Source organism: Alphaproteobacteria bacterium (genome assembly GCA_017308135.1).
Taxonomy (GTDB): Bacteria; Pseudomonadota; Alphaproteobacteria; order CACIAM-22H2; family CACIAM-22H2; genus Tagaea.
The window spans coordinates 309,536-327,732 of record JAFKFM010000006.1 but is presented as its reverse complement, the minus strand read 5'-3'; the positions used below and the strand labels follow the sequence as shown (position 1 = coordinate 327,732).

The 18,197-nt window shown below is 65.7% G+C and carries 18 protein-coding genes; 12 read left to right on the top strand and 6 right to left on the bottom strand.

Annotation, left to right across the window (positions count from 1 at the left end):
• The first annotated feature begins 8 nt into the window (after positions 1-8).
• From J0H39_01860 to J0H39_01825, 8 genes are all read left to right on the top strand, one after another.
• Positions 9-1,028, top strand: coding sequence for a glycosyltransferase (locus J0H39_01860; protein ID MBN9495474.1), 1,020 nt, complete (start codon positions 9-11; stop codon positions 1,026-1,028).
• Positions 1,029-1,118: 90 nt separating this feature from the next.
• Positions 1,119-1,817 carry a class I SAM-dependent methyltransferase gene (locus tag J0H39_01855; GenBank protein ID MBN9495473.1) on the top strand — a complete coding sequence of 233 codons (699 nt, stop codon included), beginning with the start codon at positions 1,119-1,121 and terminating at the stop codon, positions 1,815-1,817.
• A gap of 312 nt (positions 1,818-2,129) precedes the next feature.
• A complete protein-coding gene (locus tag J0H39_01850) occupies positions 2,130-3,239 on the top strand; it encodes a radical SAM/SPASM domain-containing protein (protein MBN9495472.1) in 1,110 nt (369 codons plus the stop codon).
• Positions 3,236-4,351 (top strand): glycosyltransferase family 4 protein, encoded by a 1,116-nt coding sequence (locus tag J0H39_01845; GenBank protein MBN9495471.1) that lies wholly within the window; start codon positions 3,236-3,238, stop codon positions 4,349-4,351. Before J0H39_01850 ends, J0H39_01845 begins: the two co-directional genes overlap by 4 nt.
• The gene (locus tag J0H39_01840) at positions 4,348-5,718 is read left to right on the top strand and encodes a hypothetical protein (protein ID MBN9495470.1); all 1,371 of its coding nucleotides are present in this window, start codon (positions 4,348-4,350) and stop codon (positions 5,716-5,718) included. Before J0H39_01845 ends, J0H39_01840 begins: the two co-directional genes overlap by 4 nt.
• Positions 5,719-5,727: 9 nt before the next feature.
• On the top strand, positions 5,728-6,672 hold the full coding sequence (locus J0H39_01835) for a nitroreductase family protein (protein ID MBN9495469.1): 945 nt from the start codon (positions 5,728-5,730) through the stop codon (positions 6,670-6,672).
• Positions 6,669-7,661 (top strand): glycosyltransferase family 4 protein, encoded by a 993-nt coding sequence (locus J0H39_01830; GenBank protein ID MBN9495468.1) that lies wholly within the window; start codon positions 6,669-6,671, stop codon positions 7,659-7,661. The genes J0H39_01835 and J0H39_01830 overlap by 4 nt, the downstream gene beginning before the upstream one ends.
• A 3-nt stretch (positions 7,662-7,664) precedes the next feature.
• On the top strand, positions 7,665-8,441 hold the full coding sequence (locus J0H39_01825; GenBank protein ID MBN9495467.1) for a methyltransferase domain-containing protein: 777 nt from the start codon (positions 7,665-7,667) through the stop codon (positions 8,439-8,441).
• Between the two features lie 25 nt (positions 8,442-8,466).
• On the opposite strand, the gene J0H39_01820 is transcribed toward J0H39_01825, so the two are convergent.
• Positions 8,467-9,786 (bottom strand): class I SAM-dependent methyltransferase, encoded by a 1,320-nt coding sequence (locus tag J0H39_01820; protein MBN9495466.1) that lies wholly within the window; start codon positions 9,784-9,786, stop codon positions 8,467-8,469.
• A 124-nt stretch (positions 9,787-9,910) separates the two neighbouring features.
• Complete coding sequence (locus J0H39_01815) at positions 9,911-10,900, bottom strand: hypothetical protein (protein ID MBN9495465.1); 990 nt, start codon at positions 10,898-10,900, stop codon at positions 9,911-9,913.
• A 275-nt stretch (positions 10,901-11,175) separates the two neighbouring features.
• On the opposite strand from J0H39_01815, the gene J0H39_01810 reads away from it, so the two are divergent.
• The 4 genes from J0H39_01810 to pseI are packed head-to-tail and all read left to right on the top strand — an operon-like array spanning position 11,176 to position 15,030.
• The gene (locus J0H39_01810) at positions 11,176-12,609 is read left to right on the top strand and encodes a GNAT family N-acetyltransferase (protein ID MBN9495464.1); all 1,434 of its coding nucleotides are present in this window, start codon (positions 11,176-11,178) and stop codon (positions 12,607-12,609) included.
• Positions 12,606-13,295 carry a methionyl-tRNA formyltransferase gene (locus tag J0H39_01805; protein MBN9495463.1) on the top strand — a complete coding sequence of 230 codons (690 nt, stop codon included), beginning with the start codon at positions 12,606-12,608 and terminating at the stop codon, positions 13,293-13,295. Before J0H39_01810 ends, J0H39_01805 begins: the two co-directional genes overlap by 4 nt.
• Positions 13,292-13,984, top strand: a complete 693-nt coding sequence (locus tag J0H39_01800) for a PIG-L family deacetylase (GenBank protein ID MBN9495462.1) — start codon at positions 13,292-13,294, stop codon at positions 13,982-13,984. Before J0H39_01805 ends, J0H39_01800 begins: the two co-directional genes overlap by 4 nt.
• A complete protein-coding gene (gene pseI, locus J0H39_01795; protein ID MBN9495461.1) occupies positions 13,981-15,030 on the top strand; it encodes a pseudaminic acid synthase in 1,050 nt (349 codons plus the stop codon). The genes J0H39_01800 and pseI overlap by 4 nt, the downstream gene beginning before the upstream one ends.
• A gap of 9 nt (positions 15,031-15,039) precedes the next feature.
• Here the strand turns inward: pseI and J0H39_01790 are convergent, their stop codons facing one another.
• From J0H39_01790 to J0H39_01775, 4 genes are read right to left on the bottom strand one after another with little or no spacing between them, the layout of a single operon-like run.
• Positions 15,040-16,200 carry an N-acetyl sugar amidotransferase gene (locus J0H39_01790; GenBank protein ID MBN9495460.1) on the bottom strand — a complete coding sequence of 387 codons (1,161 nt, stop codon included), beginning with the start codon at positions 16,198-16,200 and terminating at the stop codon, positions 15,040-15,042.
• Positions 16,201-16,221: 21 nt separating this feature from the next.
• Positions 16,222-17,025, bottom strand: a complete 804-nt coding sequence (gene hisF, locus J0H39_01785; GenBank protein ID MBN9495459.1) for an imidazole glycerol phosphate synthase subunit HisF — start codon at positions 17,023-17,025, stop codon at positions 16,222-16,224.
• A gap of 1 nt (position 17,026) precedes the next feature.
• Positions 17,027-17,647: an imidazole glycerol phosphate synthase subunit HisH gene (hisH, locus tag J0H39_01780; GenBank protein ID MBN9495458.1), complete on the bottom strand. Its 621-nt coding sequence runs from the start codon at positions 17,645-17,647 to the stop codon at positions 17,027-17,029.
• On the bottom strand, positions 17,644-18,192 hold the full coding sequence (locus tag J0H39_01775) for a GNAT family N-acetyltransferase (GenBank protein ID MBN9495457.1): 549 nt from the start codon (positions 18,190-18,192) through the stop codon (positions 17,644-17,646). Before J0H39_01775 ends, hisH begins: the two co-directional genes overlap by 4 nt.
• Positions 18,193-18,197 lie beyond the last annotated feature (5 nt).

The following is an 18,197-nucleotide window of genomic DNA, read 5'->3' as shown; positions in this document are numbered from 1 at the left end:
CGGTCCTGATGGCCGTCTACAACGGTGCGGTATATCTGCGCGAAGCGATCGACAGCGTGCTCGCGCAAACCTATGGCGACTTCGAGTTCGTCATCGTCGACGACGGGTCGAGCGACGAAAGCGTGCGGATCGTCCGTTCCTATGCCGATCCACGAATCAAGCTGCACGTAGCGCCTCAGAATATGGGGCAGACGACCGCGCTCAATGTCGGTTTGCGGCTCTGCGAAGGCGAGTATGTCGCGCGCATGGATGGCGACGACGTCTGCCGGCCGGATCGTTTCGCGCGTCAGGCCGCCGCCCTCGACGCGGATCCGGCACTCGGCATCGTGGGCAGCGCCGTTTGGATCGTGGACGGCCGCGGCCGGACATTGGACTTTTCGCCACAACCCGAATCTGACGCGACGATCCGGTTCGTCAGCCTGACGCGAAATCCCTTCCATCATCCAACGGCGATGATCCGCCGGAGCGTGCTCGTCGAACATGCGCTCGAGTTCGACGAACGCTTCCAGGCCAACCAGGATTTCGAGCTATGGACGCGGCTCTTGCCGGTGACGCAAGCCGCAAATCTGCCGCAGGCCTTGCTGCGCTATCGCGTTCACGGATCGAATATTTCGGTTCAGCGTCTGGCCGAACAGCAGCGCATGTCGATCGATTTCTGCCGGAAGCGGCAGCGCGACGAAGGCGTGCCGGAATTGACGCCCGAAATCCTGTACCAAATATTCGATGCGCTTCACGGATCACGAATCGTCGGCAGTCCTCGAATTGCGGACGCGGCACGCGCGATCGACACTTTCCTGCGGCTGGCGGAGACATATGCGCGCGATGCCGCCGCGAAGCGCTGGGCGGCGAGTGCTACGTTGCGCGCCTTGGTGCTCCGCGCTGTTTCGCGCGGCCGCGCCGGATTCGTCGTGCGGGCATTGAGGCTTTCGGCGAACGCACCAATCGGATTTCTTGCCGCCAATCTTCCGACGGCGATCTTTCGCGGCATTCGCTGGTTCGACCGGCGCGACCGATCGAACGAAACCTGAGGGGCGCGGGGCGCCCCCTGACGATTGCAAGCGCCGGCCGATCGTGACAAACGAGAACGCAATAGCCGCAAGCGGAGACCTGCCAACGACATGAAATCTTTCTTGATCAGAATTCTCGATCGTACGCTCGTGCCGCTCGTCGCGTTCGTCAACATGCGCACGGCATTGGGTCCGTCCGTCATCGCCGAGTTGCATTGGCGTTCGATCGCGGATAGCGCGGATTACGCGGCCGCGCGCATGGCGTCGGCGCTGACCTTCAAGACCCGCGAAGCGCTTTGGGATTTCGCGCTGTCGAAAGCGCCCCGTGAAGGATTATGCGCGGAGTTCGGCGTTTGGAACGGCGCGTCGATCAACCATTTCGCGCGGCGTCTGCGCGGCCGCGCGATCTTCGGCTTCGACAGTTTCGAAGGTTTACAGGAGGATTGGGCCGGGGCGGGCTGCCCGCAAGGCACGTTCGATCGCGGCGGCGTATTGCCGCAAGTCGAATCGAACGTCACCTTGGTGAAAGGCTGGTTCGACAAGACGATCCCCGGATTTCTCGCCGCCACTCCCGGGCCGATGGCATTTGTGCATATCGATTGCGACACTTACCCCGCCGCCAGCGTCGCGCTGAACCTGATCGCCGAGCGGATCCGTCCGGGTACAATCATCGTGTTCGACGAATATTTCGGCTATCGCGGCTGGCGTCAGGGCGAACACAAAGCGTGGCAAGAAACGGTCGCCACGCGCGGTTTCGATTACGAGTATGTCGGCTTCTGCGACCAGCAGGTGGCGCTGATCGTCCGCTGAGCACCGACGATCGACTCCGATCCCGGTCTGTCTATTGGTCCGGCCGCCGCCGTGGGTGTGGCCGGGCGCATAGTCCCGTGCGGCCAATGACGCCGAGTCGAAATTCGGGGCCGTCGCACCTCGAAATAGCTGTAAATACGCGAACTGCTTACGAAACTTGGCTTCGTCAAACCTTGACGTTCACGCCGTGAACAAGCTAAGAATGTCGACGCCGAGCGGTACGGATCGGCAGCCCCTCCTTACATTCGCGTTATTGGGCCGCAATCCTCGAGTCGCGGCGCCTGGCGCATAGGGTCTAAAGGCTCCAAGGCTATGGCAGACGACGCATCAAATCCGATCGAAAAGCTCGCGAGCCTCGCTGCCCGCGCCGGCGCGCGGCTGCCGCTTGGCGAGAAGATGCGCACCCGGCTCAACACGATGCGTTCGGAACTCGACCGTATGGCCGATCCCGACGGCGCTTGGGGCCATTTCGCCGCGCGGGTCGAGGCGCGCTACGCGACCGATGCCTCCGCCTTCGACGATGCGGAGAAGCGGCGTCTGTTCAAAGACATGGTCCGCCTTGTCGAGTTCGAGCCGCACGCCTACTGCAACCGTCTGTGCCCGTTCTGCCCGAATATCGACGGCAAGCGGATCAAGGACCATTCGCCGATGGATTTCGCCGTCTACCGGCGGACCATCGGCGATCTCGCCGCGATCGGCTACGACGGGATCGTGCGTTTCGCGCGCTATTCCGAGCCGCTGGCCTGCAAGACGATCTGCGACTACGTCTCGGTCGCCCGCGCGGGTTTGCCGAATGCCGAGATCGATATCGTCAGCAACGGCGACTATCTCGACGCCGATCTGCTCGATCGCCTTGCGGATGCGGGATTGTCGATCCTGCGAATTTCGATCTATCCGAAGGGCTACGATTGGAACGTCGCGGCCGCGCGCGATCAGCTCGACAAGCTCCTCAAACGCGCGAAGACGACGGCCAAGCCCCTCGTCGAAGCGTCCGACCGGCTCTATTGGCGCATCGCCCATCCGCGCGTCGAAGTCTACGCCGAGGCGGCCGACCTCAACCGCGTCGGCTACGATCGCGGCCAGACGCTCGAAAAGCTGATCGACCGGAGCTATGTCCGCAAGTCGCCGTGCACGATGGTGTTCACGAATCTTACGATCGATTTCAACGGCGCCGTAATGCCGTGCTGCAATTTACGCAGCGACGTGCCCGAACATAAGGACTTCGTGGTCGATGTCGTGTCGGGCAATCGCTCCATTTTCGACGTCTACGCCTCCAAAGCGATGTCGGAATGGCGCGCCTCGCTCGCGCGCGCGGGCGCCAAAAAATCGCCCTGCGATACCTGCAAACAGAAGGCGATCGACGATCCGGTGGCTCTCGCGTTACTCGACCGACGTCTGGCCGCGCGGCTGGCGGACGGATGATTCTCTTTCTCTACAAGGCCGGACGCCGCGGCATTCTGGAATCGACGAATGGGCCGGACGAATTCTTCTACGGCGCGACGGGTCTGGCGCGCGCCGGCCTTGACGTCGCGACGCTCGATTCGGACGAAATCGCCGCGTTGGCCGGCGCGGCGGACGCGACGCGCCCGGTCGGCGCCTTCTGGCGGCTTGCGCGCCGGCCGCTGGCCGCGGCTCTGCCCGGATTTCCGAGCGTTATCGCATCGCACGTATTCCATCCGGCCGTGCGCGCCCGGCTTGCCGTCGCGGACACGATCGTGGCGACCACGACCGGATTCGCCTATGCGCTCGCCCTTCTGAAAGCGACGGGCAAGCTGCGCGCGCGGGTCGTCGCGTTGGCGATGGGGATCTTCGCCGATACGCAGCCCGCTCGCCAGAAAGCGTTGTTCGGCCATCTCCTCCGGCAGATCGAGTTGATCGCGTTGTCGCCGGCCGAAGCGGCCTTCTTACGCGCGCGGTTGCCCGGTCACACGCGGATCAGCAGCATTCCTTTCGGCGTCGACATCGGATTTTGGACGCCGGGCGCCGTGCCGTCCGGGCCCGGCGAGCCCTATGTTTTCGCGATCGGCAACGATCTGCAGCGCGATTGGGCGACGCTGATCGACGCCTGGACGCACGATCTGCCGAAATTGAAGATCGTGACCGGGATGCCTCTTCCACCCTTGCCGGCCAATGTCGAAGCCATTCGCGGCAACTGGCACAAAGGCGGGCTTAGCGACGAATCCATCCGCGAACTCTATCGGGGCGCTTCGCTGGTCGTGTTGCCGATCAAGTCGACCATTCAGCCCTCCGGGCAAAGCGCGTGTTTGCAGGCGATGGCATGCGCCCGGCCGGTGGTCATCTCGGATTTCCCCGGACTTTGGGATGTCGAACGCCTGCGCGACGGTGAAACCTGTTTCCTCGCGCCGTCCGGCGATGCGGGCAAACTCGCGGCGGCCGTTCGCGGAGCGCTGATGGATCCCGCGCGGACCCAAGCGCTGGGGCTGCGCGCGCGTCGTCTTGTGGAGGAGCGATTCACCTCCACGCATATGGCGCGGGCGTTCGCGCAAGTTCTCGATATACCGGTGGCGGCGTGAACGGCCCGCCCGATCAGCTCAGACTGATTGAAGCGCGGCGGATCGTTCTCGACGGTTTGACCCGCCGATTTCTGACCTCCGACGGCCTCATGGCGCGCAACAATCCGCCCGACGCCCGTTCTTTGTTCGACAACTTCGACGATACCGCACCTTTCGTGCTCGCGGCGGGCGGCGCGCCGTTCCTGCTGGATCAGATCGCGCGGTTGCCGGCCGACCCATTCGCCGATCTCCTTGCCGAAGGCGGCGTCGTCTACGCGTATGGCGTCGACGAGTTCGCCGGCGGACTCGCCGCCGTGCACCGCGCCACCGGCGATCCCGCGGCGGGCGCCCGCGCCGCCGCCGCTTTCGTCAAGGCGCGCGAACTTTTCGCCGACGATCGGCTGGGATTGAGCGAATGCGTCGACCTGACCGATGGGCGCCGCTCGCCGAATTTCGCGCCGTGGTCGGCCGCGTTGATCGAAGCGGCACTTGAAGGCGACCGGCCCGATCCGGCATGGATCGCCGCCGGCGCGCGAACGATGACGCTTTGGCTGGCGCATCCTTTCGTACGCCGGCACGGACTTTTTCCGCATCGCGGCGCCTTCGGCGCGGCGCGCGCGGTGGCCGATCGGCTCGCTTTTCTCGCCGGCCGGCGCGCGGCCGGTCATCCGCACGGACCCGCACGCGGTCTGTCGCGCCGCGTCGCGCGCTGGCGCTACGACTGGACGCGCAGCGGATCCTTTGCCCGTCTGATGAAGTCGAACACCTCGCCTTTTTTCGCGTTGCTCGCGCTGGCGGACGTCGATCGGTCGGCGGATTGGCACGCCGCCGCCGGACGATGGCTTGACGCGGCCTGCGCGCGTTTGGAATCGGCGGGCGCCGTCCGCGGCGTTTGGACGCCGGCCGGACCCGAGGGGCCGCCGACGCTGCTCGACGCGTTCATCCTCGTCGATGCCCTGTGCGACGCGTATTGGCGGCTTGCGCCCGAACCGCGCTGGCTGGACGCGGCCTTGCGGATCGCCGCGTTCGCGCTCGGCTGGCGCCGCCCGGACGGACTCATCCCCTCCGTGCCGGACGGCGACACCGCGCATATCGACCATCAGGTGGATTTCGCGGTATCCCTCGCGCGGGTGGCGCAGCTCGCCGGCCGCGCGGATTTCGCGCGCGCGGCCTACGCTTTGATCGCCGCGATCGTCGAGCGGCACGCGACGCCGACCGGTTTCGCGACCCATGTCGGCCGCGACGGCAAGCCGGTCCTGTCGGGCCGGCGCAACGAAGTCGATCCGAAATACAACGCGCTACTGCTGAAGGGGATATTGCTCGCCGAGACGATCGACATGCCGATCTACGGCGACACCGCCCGGATGGATTTATTCAAGGATCGTTGAGACGCCGACATGTCATTCAACCCGCTCGTAGCGATCCGCCGTGCCTTGGGCCATCTCAAGCGTTCGACTTGGGAGAAGACGGTCGTATTGCGCTTGTTTCTTCGCTACGCCTGGATCCAACATCGCCACGCCGCGCGCCGCGGCGAAGGGCCCGTATCGCGAATTTCGCACATCAATTTCAAGAACGCGCATTATCTCGAAAAGGCGATGCTCTGCGGATACGCGCGCACGCCCGAACTCGACGCGTGCTACGCAGCGCTGATGCGCTATCTCGATTCGCCCGAAGGCATGGAAGACGACTGCCATTTCTATCTGCGCAAGCTCGCCCACGAATACGAGCGCTATCCCGACGGCTTCGTTTGCTTCATGCACGCGGCGCAAGCCAAACCTTGGCCGGACTCCTACGCGGCGACGTTGCGCAAAATAGTGGTGCAGCGTCGCTCCACGCGGCGCTTCGCGCCCGAGGCGTTGGACGACGCGACGCTCGAACCGATCGTCGAGGCGGGCGCCTATGCGCCGACTTCCTGCAACGCCCAACCGCTCGCCTTCATCACGATCCGCCGGCGCGAAACGCTCGATCTGGTTTTCGGCGCCGCCGCCGGCGCCGCGCAATGGGCCGGTGCGGTGCCGACCGGCATCGTGATCGCCACCGACCGGCGCCATTACAAGCCGTTCGAGCAGCATCTCGTGATGTTCCAAGACGTCGCGGCGGCGGCGCAGAATTGCTTGCTGGCGGCCGAAGCCGCCAACCTTGCCGCGTGCTGGGTCTCGCTGATCTCGGACGCGCATATGGCGCGTCAGGACGAAATCTATCGCGCACTCGGATTGCCGCCCTACATGGTGATCGGCGCGGCCATCGCGATCGGCCGCAAGTCGAACGCCGTTTGCATGGTTCCGCGCCGGCCGCTCGCAAGCCTTTCCCATCGCGAACGTTTCGGCGGATCGCCGGAATGACGGATCCCGTCTTCCATGTCGCTTTCCCGACCATCGATGCGCCGACCGGCGGCGGCAACCAATTCCTGCGCGCGCTCAAAGGCGCCTTCGAAACCCGCGGGCTCCACGATCCGACCGGGACGAGCGCGGACGTCATTCTCTTCAACAGCTATCAGAATGCGCGCGCCGCGATCGCTTTGCGTCGCGACAATCCGAAAGCCATTTTCGTCCACCGGGTCGATGGTCCGATGCGGCTTTACAACAAGCCGGACGATCCGCGCGACGCCTTGGCGATCGACGCCAATGCCCTGATCGCCGACGCGACGGTGTTCCAATCACAATGGTGCCGTAGCGCGAACCGCGAACTCGGCTGGCCGACGGACGGGCCCGAAGCTGTCATCGGCAACGCCGCCGACCCGGCCATTTTCAAGCCGCGCCCCGCGCGCGCTTGCGGACCGCGTCTGCGTTTGATCGCGACCAGCTGGTCCGCGAATCCGAACAAAGGGTTCGACGACTACGCTTGGCTCGATACCAATCTCGATTTCTCGCGAATCGAAATGACATTCGTCGGCAACGCGCCGGTGTCCTTCGCGAATATCCGCGTATTGCCGCCGCTGCCCAGCTCGGGACTTGCCGTTGAACTCGCCGCGCACGACGTTTTCGTTACCGCTTCGCGCAAGGATCCATGTTCGAACAGTCTGATCGAGGCGCTGACGGTGGGCTTGCCGGCCATCGCGCGCGCCGACGGCGGCCATCCCGAACTGGTCGGTACTGGCGGCGTTCTGTTCCGGACGGCGACCGAAATTCCCGCGCTGATCGCGCGCGTTGCGGCCGAGTATGACGCCTTCCGCGCCGCGATTCGCGTGCCGACGATCGCCGACATCGCGGGCGCCTATGTCGCATTCGCGCGCGAACTCGTGGCCGCCAGCGCTGCGGGGCATCTGACGCCCAAACGGTTGGGCGCTTTCGCCGCGTGGCGTGCGCGCTGGCGGTTCCGCGGAAGGAGTTGAACGATGCGCAAGGACCATATGGCCGTCCGCTCCGGCGAAGCGCGGGACGAGACCCGCTTTATCGCCGATCATTGGGCGGCGATCTGGCGGGAGGAAGGCGGTCCGGCCAAAGCGATCGCGGACGTGACGCGCGCCGAAGAATATCGGGCGATCGCGCCGGTCCTCGATGCGCTGCCCGCGGGCGCGCGCGTGCTCGACGGCGGTTGCGGTCTCGGCGCGTGGACCCAGCATATGCGCACGCGCGGGTTCGATGCGGTCGGACTCGACATCGCCGAAGAGACTGTGGCGCAGCTCAACGGCCTGTTCGGCGGGGGTTCGTTCCGGGTCGCCGACATCCGCGCGACCGGCCTGCCCGGCGCGAGTTTCGACTTTTATTTCTCGTGGGGCGTTTTCGAGCATTTCGAGGATGGGCAGCAGGGCTGCTTGCGCGAGGCGTATCGGCTGCTGAAGCCCGGCGCGCGGCTCGCGATCTCGGTGCCTTTCGACAATCTGCGTCACGCGCTGGCCGGTGCGGGCGCCGTCATCACCGAACCGCCCGGCGCGCCGATGCGCTTCTATCAATGGCGCCTGACCCGCCGCGAACTGGCGCGCGAATTGGCGATCGCGGGTTTCGCGGTCGAACGCATCGTGCCGATCGGCAAAATCAGCGGTCTACAGCGTGCTTTGGGGCGTGCGGGCCGATTCGCGCCGCCGCTCGCGCGGGTGTTGGCGCCGCTCGTCCCCGCGCGGGCGGTCGCGCACATGTTGCTTGCCGTCGCGCGCAAGCCGGACGGCGGCTGACGCAAGGCGCCGTCCGGGGCGGAGCTTACCCGAAACGATTGTAGATCGCGCTGCCGAGACGCCGGACGATGCTCGCCGCGGCGGAATCCGCACGCGGCCTCTGATGCATCGACTCCGATATCGCGGCAAGCTTGCCCGCATCCAGTTTCGAATCCCGGCGCGTCTTCTGGAACAAAATCGAATAGCTATAGGGAAGCATATCAACCGAGCGCAAACCGGCTTTCACCGCCTTCGCATCCTCGCAAGCGGACGAGAAGCCGGCCGGGTCGAATTGGGCTACCCCAAGGGATGATAAGCCGCCGCGCGGCCGGGCGGCATCCGGCAGGACGTTCTGTCTCCACGTCAACGGAACCAGCCCGTGCGCGCCCGCCGTATCCACGAGATCGGCAAGCGTGGGGTGACCGGGATCGAAGTAGGAATACGAATTCATGATGGTTTCGTGGTGCTCCGGCATCGTCGCGCGAACGTAGGCGTCGAAATCGGATTTGGACATCCGCTGCGCGGCGAAGGGGAAATGCCCGAACACGTTCGTCGTGTTCATCGCATGCCACCAATTCGTCACCCACACGTAGAAAAACCCGCCGTCGGCCAGCAGGTCCGCGACCTTCCCGAATATCCGTTCCGCCGGAAACCAGTCGAGCGAAGCGAAGGAGGTGACGAGGTCGAACTGACCCTCGAACTCGAAGACGTTTCCGGCGACGAACCGGTCCATCGACGGGCGGCGGCGCATCTTCAGGCGATAGATGTCGGAACCCGGCCGGTGCCCGTAGTCGGCCGCAAACTTACGCACCGTCGGCACGCGGTTCATGATCAGGTATTCGATCTCCGACCATTCGGACGGCGGCTTCGCGGCGATTCGATCTTGCATCGCCTCGGCGTGGCGCAGCCATTTGAACCGGCGATGCATTCGATCGAGACTCGACTCGTCGAAGCCGGTGCAATGGTCGTAAACGTCGATGCCGACCGCTTCGTCGATATAGCCCCAGCCTTTTAGAAGGCGCAAATGCACGCCGCGGCCGCAGCCGATATCCAGCGCTCGTCCGCCCGGCCGCGCGAACCGCGTATCGGCGAAAGCCTCGAGCAACTGGTATGTCGGGACGACCCGTGAAACGTAGTCGACGAGCGTCTTCACGCTCGTGCGTTCCCGGCTGAATTTGGCGCGGATCGTCGCATAGTCGATCGCTCCGGGATCGCCGGCGGCGTTCACGCTGGTTTCGACGACATTGGAAACCGATTTCCGATGGCCGTAATGGCGAACGTGGAAATCGTAGAAACCCGGGACGAAGTCGAATGTCTTGCCCGAGGCGGTCGAGTATCGGCCGGTCGGGTTCGGATCGTCTGTCATGGCGCAGCTTTCGCGGGGGGCAAGCGCCCGGAGGACCCGCCCGGTCCAACATGCGGTATCGTCGCGCCGGGGCGGCCGGTAACGGCGGCAAGTGTGGGGTGTGTAGCGTCGCGCGCCGGGCGAATCAAGCGGCAATGCTCCGTTCAAGCCGCGCGCGGACCCTGCCGACGACCTCTTCGGTTGAAATGTCCAGCGTGCAGATGCGCCCGTTGTCGCACCAACCTTGATTGCCGCACGGCGCGCACGCGACGCGCCGGCAGACGATATCGTGGAAATCCGGATAAGCGGCGAATTCTGGGGAAGTCACGCCGCCCCAAACGATCGTCGCATCGGTTCCGACGGCACGCGCGGCGTGCATGAGCCCGCTTTCGGTGCCGAGGAACAGACGCGCCCGCGCGAGCACCGCGCAAGCGGTCCGGAAATCGGTGCGACCCCGCAGATCGACGGTGCCGGCCAGCGGCCGTGAATCCGCGAGGCCCAGCTGGACGACGCGAACGCCGGCCGCGGTCAGCGCGTCGGCGACCGTTTGCCAACGCTCGAACGGCCAGGCGCGCAGTTCCCCGAAAAACTCCGGGTTGGTTTCCGGCTCGATGGCGACAAAAGGCGCTTCGACGCCCGCTTGGCGCAGCATGGCTTCGGCGCGCGTCCGATCGCTCTCGTCGAGATAGATTTGCGGCGGTGCCGCTTCCTCGTCGGGCGCGAATCCCGCCAGCATCGTCGCGATCGCGTGTCCGCCGGGTTTCCAGTCGAAGCGCCGCCGGCCGGGCGGGCCGGATTGGCCGGCGGCGTAGGAGTGGATCTCCATATCCACGTAGAGAACCAAAGGCCCCCGCCGCGAGAGGGCGATGCGATGGAGCGCGTGTTCCCACGCGCGTCGTGCGCCGAACTTCTCCAGCGCCGTCAGAAACCAAGTGTCGAGGCGCTTCGCGAAGGCGGATTTGGGCCGCCGGACGGTGAAGGCGACGTGCGGATTACCTCTAAAAACAGGGTCGTCGCCGAGGGCGGCGTCCGCATCGTGGCCGCGCAGCGCCAGAATGTCGGAAAATTTCGGCTGCTTGGCGAGCACGAGCGGACGCCCTTTTCGGGCCAGCGCGGCGATCACGCCGTTCCACATCAAATTTCCGCCGAGACCCACCGTCAACCTCGCGAATACTTAAAGGAAAACAGACATTTCTTGACATCGGGGCGCATGAAAATCTATATGTTCACGTCGTGAACGTCCAGCCGATCCGAGAAATGTCCCTGCCTCGCCCGGGGCTTGCCGGGCTTTGTGGCGCCGCGGCGCCCGTCGGACGGAACGGCGCGGAAACGCGCAAAGCCTATGTAATCGCTATGGCCCAATTTCCGCCGGCCGGCCCCTCGCGCGAGTATGCCGCATGAAGGAATCCTTTGACCGAACGAGTCGCACTGATCCGCGCTGACGGGAACGCGCGCATCGGCGCGGGCCATTTGGTGCGCTGCGCCGCACTGGGCGACGCCCTCGCGGCATTGGGCTGGCGTTGCGTTCACGCGCGTGCGGCGGGCGGCTTCGCGCTGCCCGGCGGCGACGGCGCGCGCGAGATCGTCGAACTCCAAGGTCCGCCGGAGACGCACGCCGCATCCGCCCTGGCGGCTTGCGGCCGCGCGCCGGACGCCGCGATCGTCGATCACTACGAGCTCGGCGATGCTTTCGCCGCGGCGATCGCCCCTGACGCGGGGCGCCTCGTGCGGATCGACGATGGACCCGGCGCGCCGTTGCGCGGCGATATCATCGTCAATCCCGCGCCCGGAATCGATGCGGCCGGTTACGGTCCGGTGCGCGCGCTGACCGGCCCGGTTTACGCCTTGCTGCGCCCGGCCTTCGCCGCCGCGCGGCGCGATCCGCGCCGGGCGCCTGGCGCCGGGCGCCGCGTGCTGGTGACGTTGGGCGCCTCCACGCCCGTCGCGCGAATCGCCGAAGTGGCCGCGAAAATCGCCGCGCTCGGCTCCGTGACGGTCGAAGCGATCGGCGGCCCGGACGCCGCCGATTTTCCCGCCCCGCCCGGCGTCGAGTTGCGGCGCGGGTGGAGCGATCTCGCCGCCGCGATCGCGCGCGCCGACCTCGTGGTCACGGCCGGCGGCGGCACTGTCTGGGAGATGTGCTGCCTCGGCGTTCCCGGCGTCGTCGTCGTGACGGCGGAGAACCAGCGGCGCAACGCCGCCGCCCTTGCCGCCGCGGGCGCCGCCCGCGTCGCGGGGGATTTGGATACGGCGGCACCCGATCGGATCGCGCGCGCGGTTGGCGATCTTTTGGACGACTCCGCCGGCTATGCCGCGATGGCCGGCAAGGCGTGGGCGCTGTGCGACGGCCGTGGCGCCATGCGCGTGGCCCGCGCGATCGATCCGCCCGTGGATCGGGCGGGCGCGCCGGTCCATCTGCGTCCCGCCACGCCGGCTGATTGCGACATCGTGTTCGGATGGCAGAGCGATCCGCGGGTGCGCCGCCATTTCCGCAATCCGAATCCGCCCGCGCGCGACGAACATGTGGCGTGGTTCGCGGACCGCCTGCGGCGTCCCGACGGCGTTTTTTACGTCGTCGAGTCGGATGCGCGGCCGGCCGGTATCGTGCGCGCCGATCGCCGCGACGACGGATGGGAAGTCTCGATCCTGATCGACCCCGCGCGTGCGGGCCGGGGAATCGGCCGGACGGCGCTGGCGTTGCTCGACGAGTTGATGCCGAACGCCCGCCTCCGCGCGCATGTTCTGGCGGCGAACGAAGCGTCCCATCGCATGTTCAGCGCCGCCGGCTACCGGCCCGTTGGTCCGGAATCTTATGTTCGCGAGCCGCGGGGAGCGCACGCATGAAAAGTTACGTCGTCGCCGCCCGGCACCCGTGGAACCGGTCCGCCTTCGAACGCCGCACGCCGCGCCTGCCGGGCGCCTGGCATCTGATCGAGCGGCGCGAGGATCTGACCGAGGCGTTATTGCGCGACATCCGGCCGCGCTACGTCTTTTTTCCGCATTGGAGCTGGGAGGTTCCGGAAGCGATCTGGCGGAACTGGGAATGCGTTTGCTTCCACATGGCCGACGTGCCCTATGGCCGCGGCGGAAGCCCGCTGCAGAACCTGATCGCGCGCGGCCATCGTTCGACGATGCTGACGGCGTTGCGCATGGAGCGCGAGCTGGACGCGGGCCCCGTCTATTTGAAACGGCCGCTCGATCTTTCGGGCCGGGCGCAGGAGATATTCGAGCGCGCGGCTGAAATGGTCTACGATTTGGCCGAGGAGATGGTCGCGCGCGAGCCTGCGCCGGTACCGCAAAGCGGTGAGCCGGTCGTGTTCCGCCGCCGGACGCCCCAACAGAGCGCCCTGCCGGCGGCGGCGACGGCGGAAGGTTTATACGACCATATCCGAATGCTCGACGCGGAAGGCTATCCGCCCGCGTTTTTGGATTTCGACGGCTGGCGGCTGGAATTTTCCGAAGCCGAAACGGCGGCAGATCGCGTGACGGCGCGCGTCGTGTTCCGGCGCATGCGGGGAGAAAAGGAATGAAGGACAGCGTTCTCGTCGTCGCCGCGCATCCGGACGACGAAGTTCTCGGCTGCGGTGCCACGCTGGCGCGCCATGCCGCCGAAGGGGACGACGTGCACGTCCTCATTCTGGCGGAAGGGATCACGTCGCGCGATCCGTCGCGCGACGCGCGCGCGCGCGCGGCGGATATCGAAGCCTTGCGCGCGGTGGCGCAAAACGCGGCCGCGGCGCTGGGTGTGCGGCCGCCGGAATTCGGCGGATTTCCGGACAATCGGATGGATTCCGTTCCGTTGATCGATGTCGTGAAATGCGTCGAACGGACGGTCGCGGCGTGCCGGCCGGCCGTCGTCTATACGCATCATCCGGGCGATCTCAACGTCGATCACCGCGTCGCCGCCGTCGCCGTGCTGACCGCTTGCCGTCCGCTGCCCGGCCAATCGGTGCGCGCGATCTACGCCTACGAAACGCCGTCGAGCACCGAATGGTCGCCCACCGCGCTCGCCGAGCCCTTCGCGCCCGCGCGCTGGGTTTCGGTGGCCCCTTATCTCGACGCCAAATTTGCCGCCCTGGCCGCCTACGAATCGGAGATGCGCCCGTTTCCTCACGCGCGCTCGATCGAAGCGGTGCGCGCACTCGCCGCGCTGCGCGGCGCGCAATGCGGCCATCCGGCGGCGGAAGCATTCTCGATCCTCAGGGAGGTCCGCGTATGAGCCGGAGTTTCGAAATCGCCGGCCGTCCGATCGGTCCGGCGCATCCGCCTTACGTTATTGCCGAATTGTCGGGCAACCATAACGGCAGCCTCGATCGCGCCGTCGAACTCGTGCGCATCGCCAAGCGCGCGGGCGCCGACGCGGTCAAACTGCAGACCTACACCGCCGACACGATGACGATCGACGCGCCCGGACCGGAGTTCGAGATCCGCGGCGGCCCATGGTCCGGTCGGCGTCTCCACGAGCTCTACCGCGAGGCTGCCACGCCGTGGGACTGGCATCCCCGGCTGTTCGAGGAGGGCAAGCGTCTGGGCTTGACCGTTTTCTCGACGCCGTTCGATCCCACGGCGGTCGAACTCCTGGTTTCTTTGGGCGCGCCCGCGATGAAGATCGCCTCGTTCGAGGCCACCGATCTGCCGCTGCTCGCCAAGATCGCCGGCGCCGGCAAGCCGGTGATCATGTCGACCGGAATGGCGGATCTCGTCGAGATTTCCCAAGCCGTCGATGCGTGCCGGGCGGCCGGAAACGGCGAGCTGACGCTGCTGCATTGCGTGAGCGGCTACCCGTCGTCGCCGGAGGAAGCGAATCTGCGCACCATCCCCCATATGGCGCAGACTTTCGACTGTCCGATCGGGCTGTCGGATCACACATTGGGCGTGGCGACGTCGGTCGCGGCCGTGGCGATGGGCGCGTGCGTCATCGAGAAGCATTTCACGCTGGCGCGCGCCGACGGCGGACCCGACGCGGGATTCTCGCTCGAGCCGGCCGAACTGGCCGAGCTGTGCAAAAGCGCGCGCGAAGCGTGGCAGGCATTGGGCCGGATCGATTACGGGCGCAAGCAAAGCGAGCGCGGGAACGCGATTTTCCGCCGTTCGCTCTATATCGTGCGCGACGTCGCCGCGGGCGAAACGCTGACGGCCGAGAACGTGCGCTCGATCCGGCCGGGCTTCGGGCTTGCGCCCAAGCATTTGCCCGCGGTGCTCGGCCGGGTGGCGCGCGCGCCGCTGGCGCGCGGCACCGCGCTCAAATGGGAGCATTTGGAATGAGCGTCGCGCTCAATTCTGGTCCCAGATGTTGTCCTTGATCCACTGGCCGTATTCGTTTTTCACCCACACGCGCGGGTCCCGGAAGGTGTCGGCGACGAGCTCGAATTCGGTGCGCGTCATCCCGACATAGTTGAGCCATCGGGCGATGTCCCCCGGGATCACGCCTTCGTACTGGCGCACGAGCTGGACGCCTTCCTCGCGTGTCATCAAGCCGTTTCGGATATCTCGGCTGACATGGTCGGCGACGCGCCCGTAGCCGAACTTCACGTACTTCATGTAGTCGTGGACGCCGTTGTCGTGAATGTTGTTGAGATTCGAATCGCGCGCGTAGGTCCGGTCGAATGGGATGGGATTGAGGTTGAAGCCGTAGAGCTCGACCATCAAACGGGTATGTTCGGCCTGGTTCCATCCAAAGAAATTCGAAATGAAAATGCCGCGGATGCCGACCCGTTCGATTTCGGAATCCTCGGGATATTTCGCCCATAGGAGTTCTTTCTCCTCGAGCCCTTCCAGGCCGACGAAATCGTCCCAGTCGTAGCCGCGCAGCAGGTGCTCCTTGCGGTAGCGCGCCGTGTACTCGACCATGTCCTTGTACGAGTGCATGCCGCCCATGTTCATGAACCCGTGCTCGCCCCAGATGATCAGCGGGATGTTCCAGCGGACGGCGACTTGGATCGCGACCGAATTGATCCCCATATGGACGTGCATGTCCGGGTCGCCCATCTTGAACATGCCGACGCGGTTCATCTTCTTGAGCGCGGCGACCGAGGGCGTGAAGTTGAAATAGTCGCAGGCGAAGACATCCTTCATCAGCTGGATGTTCTTCTTGCCGACTTCGGTTTCGTTGTTCTCGTTGTAGGTCACGAGCAGCGGATTCATGCCGTACTTCTTCATCAGGTGGACCTGATAGAAGCTGTCCTTTCCGCCGCTGACCGGAATGACGCAGTCGTAGTTCTTGCCGGATTTGTTGCGATAGTCGTCGCACAATTGGCGGAACAGGCGCTCGCGCCGGCTCCAATCGATCGTCTTCTGCTCTTCGTGCGTCCGGCAGCCGCTGCACACCTGCTCGGCGTCCAGCGTCAGCGGCGTCGCCGCCACGAGCGGATAGCAGCAGCGTTTGCAGAACAGCATCCGCGGGGGGCGGACGCGGGGTTCAAGGGACTGGTTCATGTCGGAAAACCTCGGTTGCGGTCAGCTCTCGTAGGGATAGCGCACGGTGTGGCCGCTCCGGCGCAGCGTCTGCTTGGCGCGCTTGTAGGAGTGTTCGGTGAAATGGAAGATGTTGCCGGCGGCGACCGCGCTGGCGCCGCCCGCGTCGATCGCGTCGCGGAAATCCTCGAACGCGCCGACGCCGCCGCACGCGATGACGGGAATGTTCACGGCGGCGGACACGGCGGCGATCGCGTCCACGTCGTAGCCGTCGGCCGTGCCGTCGCGATCGACGGCGTTCAGAAAAATTTCACCTGCGCCGCGCGATTCGAGCTCGCGCGCCCAATCGACCGGATCGCGCGCGACCGGCGTGCGGCCTTGATCGAAGGCTAGGATCATGCGGCCGTCGGCACCGCGCCGGAAGTCGATGCCCGCGACCATGGCTTGGCTTCCGTACTTCGTGGCGACCTCCGTCGTTAGCCCCGGGTCGCGCCACAACGCCGAATTGATCGCCACCTTGTCCGCGCCGTTGGCGAGGGTGCGATCGACATCGGCCAGCGAACGCAGGCGCCCGCCGAAGGTCAGCGGCATAAACGCGTGCTTGGATATTTCGCGCAGCAGCGACAAGGCGTCGCCCTGACCTTTCACCTTGTGGTCGTCGCGGCGCATGTCCAGCCCGTCCTCGCGCGAGATGTCGATGTAGACGAGCTCGTCGACGAGCCATTCCGAATAGCGCGCCAATTCGTTGACCGGATTGCCGATGACCTTGAACTCCTCGAAGCGCTCGCTGCGCACGATAAGGCCGTTCATCAGAAACAGAACCGGGATCACGCGGGTTTTCAGCATGTCACAGCGCCGCGAAATTCCCGAGGATCCGCAAGCCCAGTTCCTGGCTTTTCTCGGGATGGAACTGGACGCCGAAGACGGATCCGCGCGCGATCATCGCGGTCACCGGACCGCCGTAATCGGTATCCGCGACGCAGGATTCGGGATCGACGGTTTCGACGTGGAAACTGTGAACGAAATAGGCCGATCGCTCGACCGGCAGTCCGGCGCTCAGCGGCGTCTCGCGCAGGACGCGCACGTCGTTCCAGCCGATATGCGGCAGACGAAGATGGCGCCGGTTATCCGTCCGCTCGACGGGAATCTGCACGACCGTTCCGCGGATATAGCCCAAACCCGCGCAAGGCTCGAACTCGGTGCCCAATTCCGCGAGTAGCTGCATGCCGACGCAGATGCCGAGCAGCGGCTTGCCGGCGGAAACATGCGCGTCGAGGGGCGCCCGGAACCCCGCCGATTCGAGCATGCCCATCGCGCGCCGGAACGCGCCAACGCCCGGCAGGATCGCCTTGTCGCAGGCGGCCAGCTCCGCCGGATCGCCGACGATACGGCCCGGAACGCCCAGATGATCGAGCGCGTTGAGGACCGATTGGAGATTGCCGACGCCGTAATTGACGATGCCGATCATTCGCGCTCCGCGGCGTCCTCGCCGGACAGGATCGACCAGCATTCGAAATCGACGAATCGGCCGTCGACGAAGAACGCGTCGCGCTTGCGGCCTTCCCTTGTCCAGCCCAAGCTCTCGACGAGGCGGTTGAAACGCGGATTGGGCGATTCGGCCCAGATCCGATGCAACCCCATCGTCCGGAAGCCGTGTCGGACCACCAGCGAGACCGCCTCGCGTCCGAAGCCGCGTCCCCAAAATGCCCGATCGCCGAGCATGATCGAACACTCGGCGCTGCGGTGGCTCCACAAGATCGTGTTGAGCGCGATATTTCCTACATGCTTGCCGCCTTCGCGCGCGCAGATCGCAAGGACGAGGTCGCCGCGCGTCGGAATCGAGGCGATATAGGCGCGCATCGAGTCGGCCGTTGTCGGGAAGGATTTCGACGTCCGGAATCGGAGCACTTCGGGATCGTTGAGCCAGCCGAGATAGGCGGGCGTCGCGTCCTCCGGCGTTAAGGGACGCAAAAAGACGGCGTGTCCTTCGAGGAACGGGGCGCTGTCGGACATCGGTT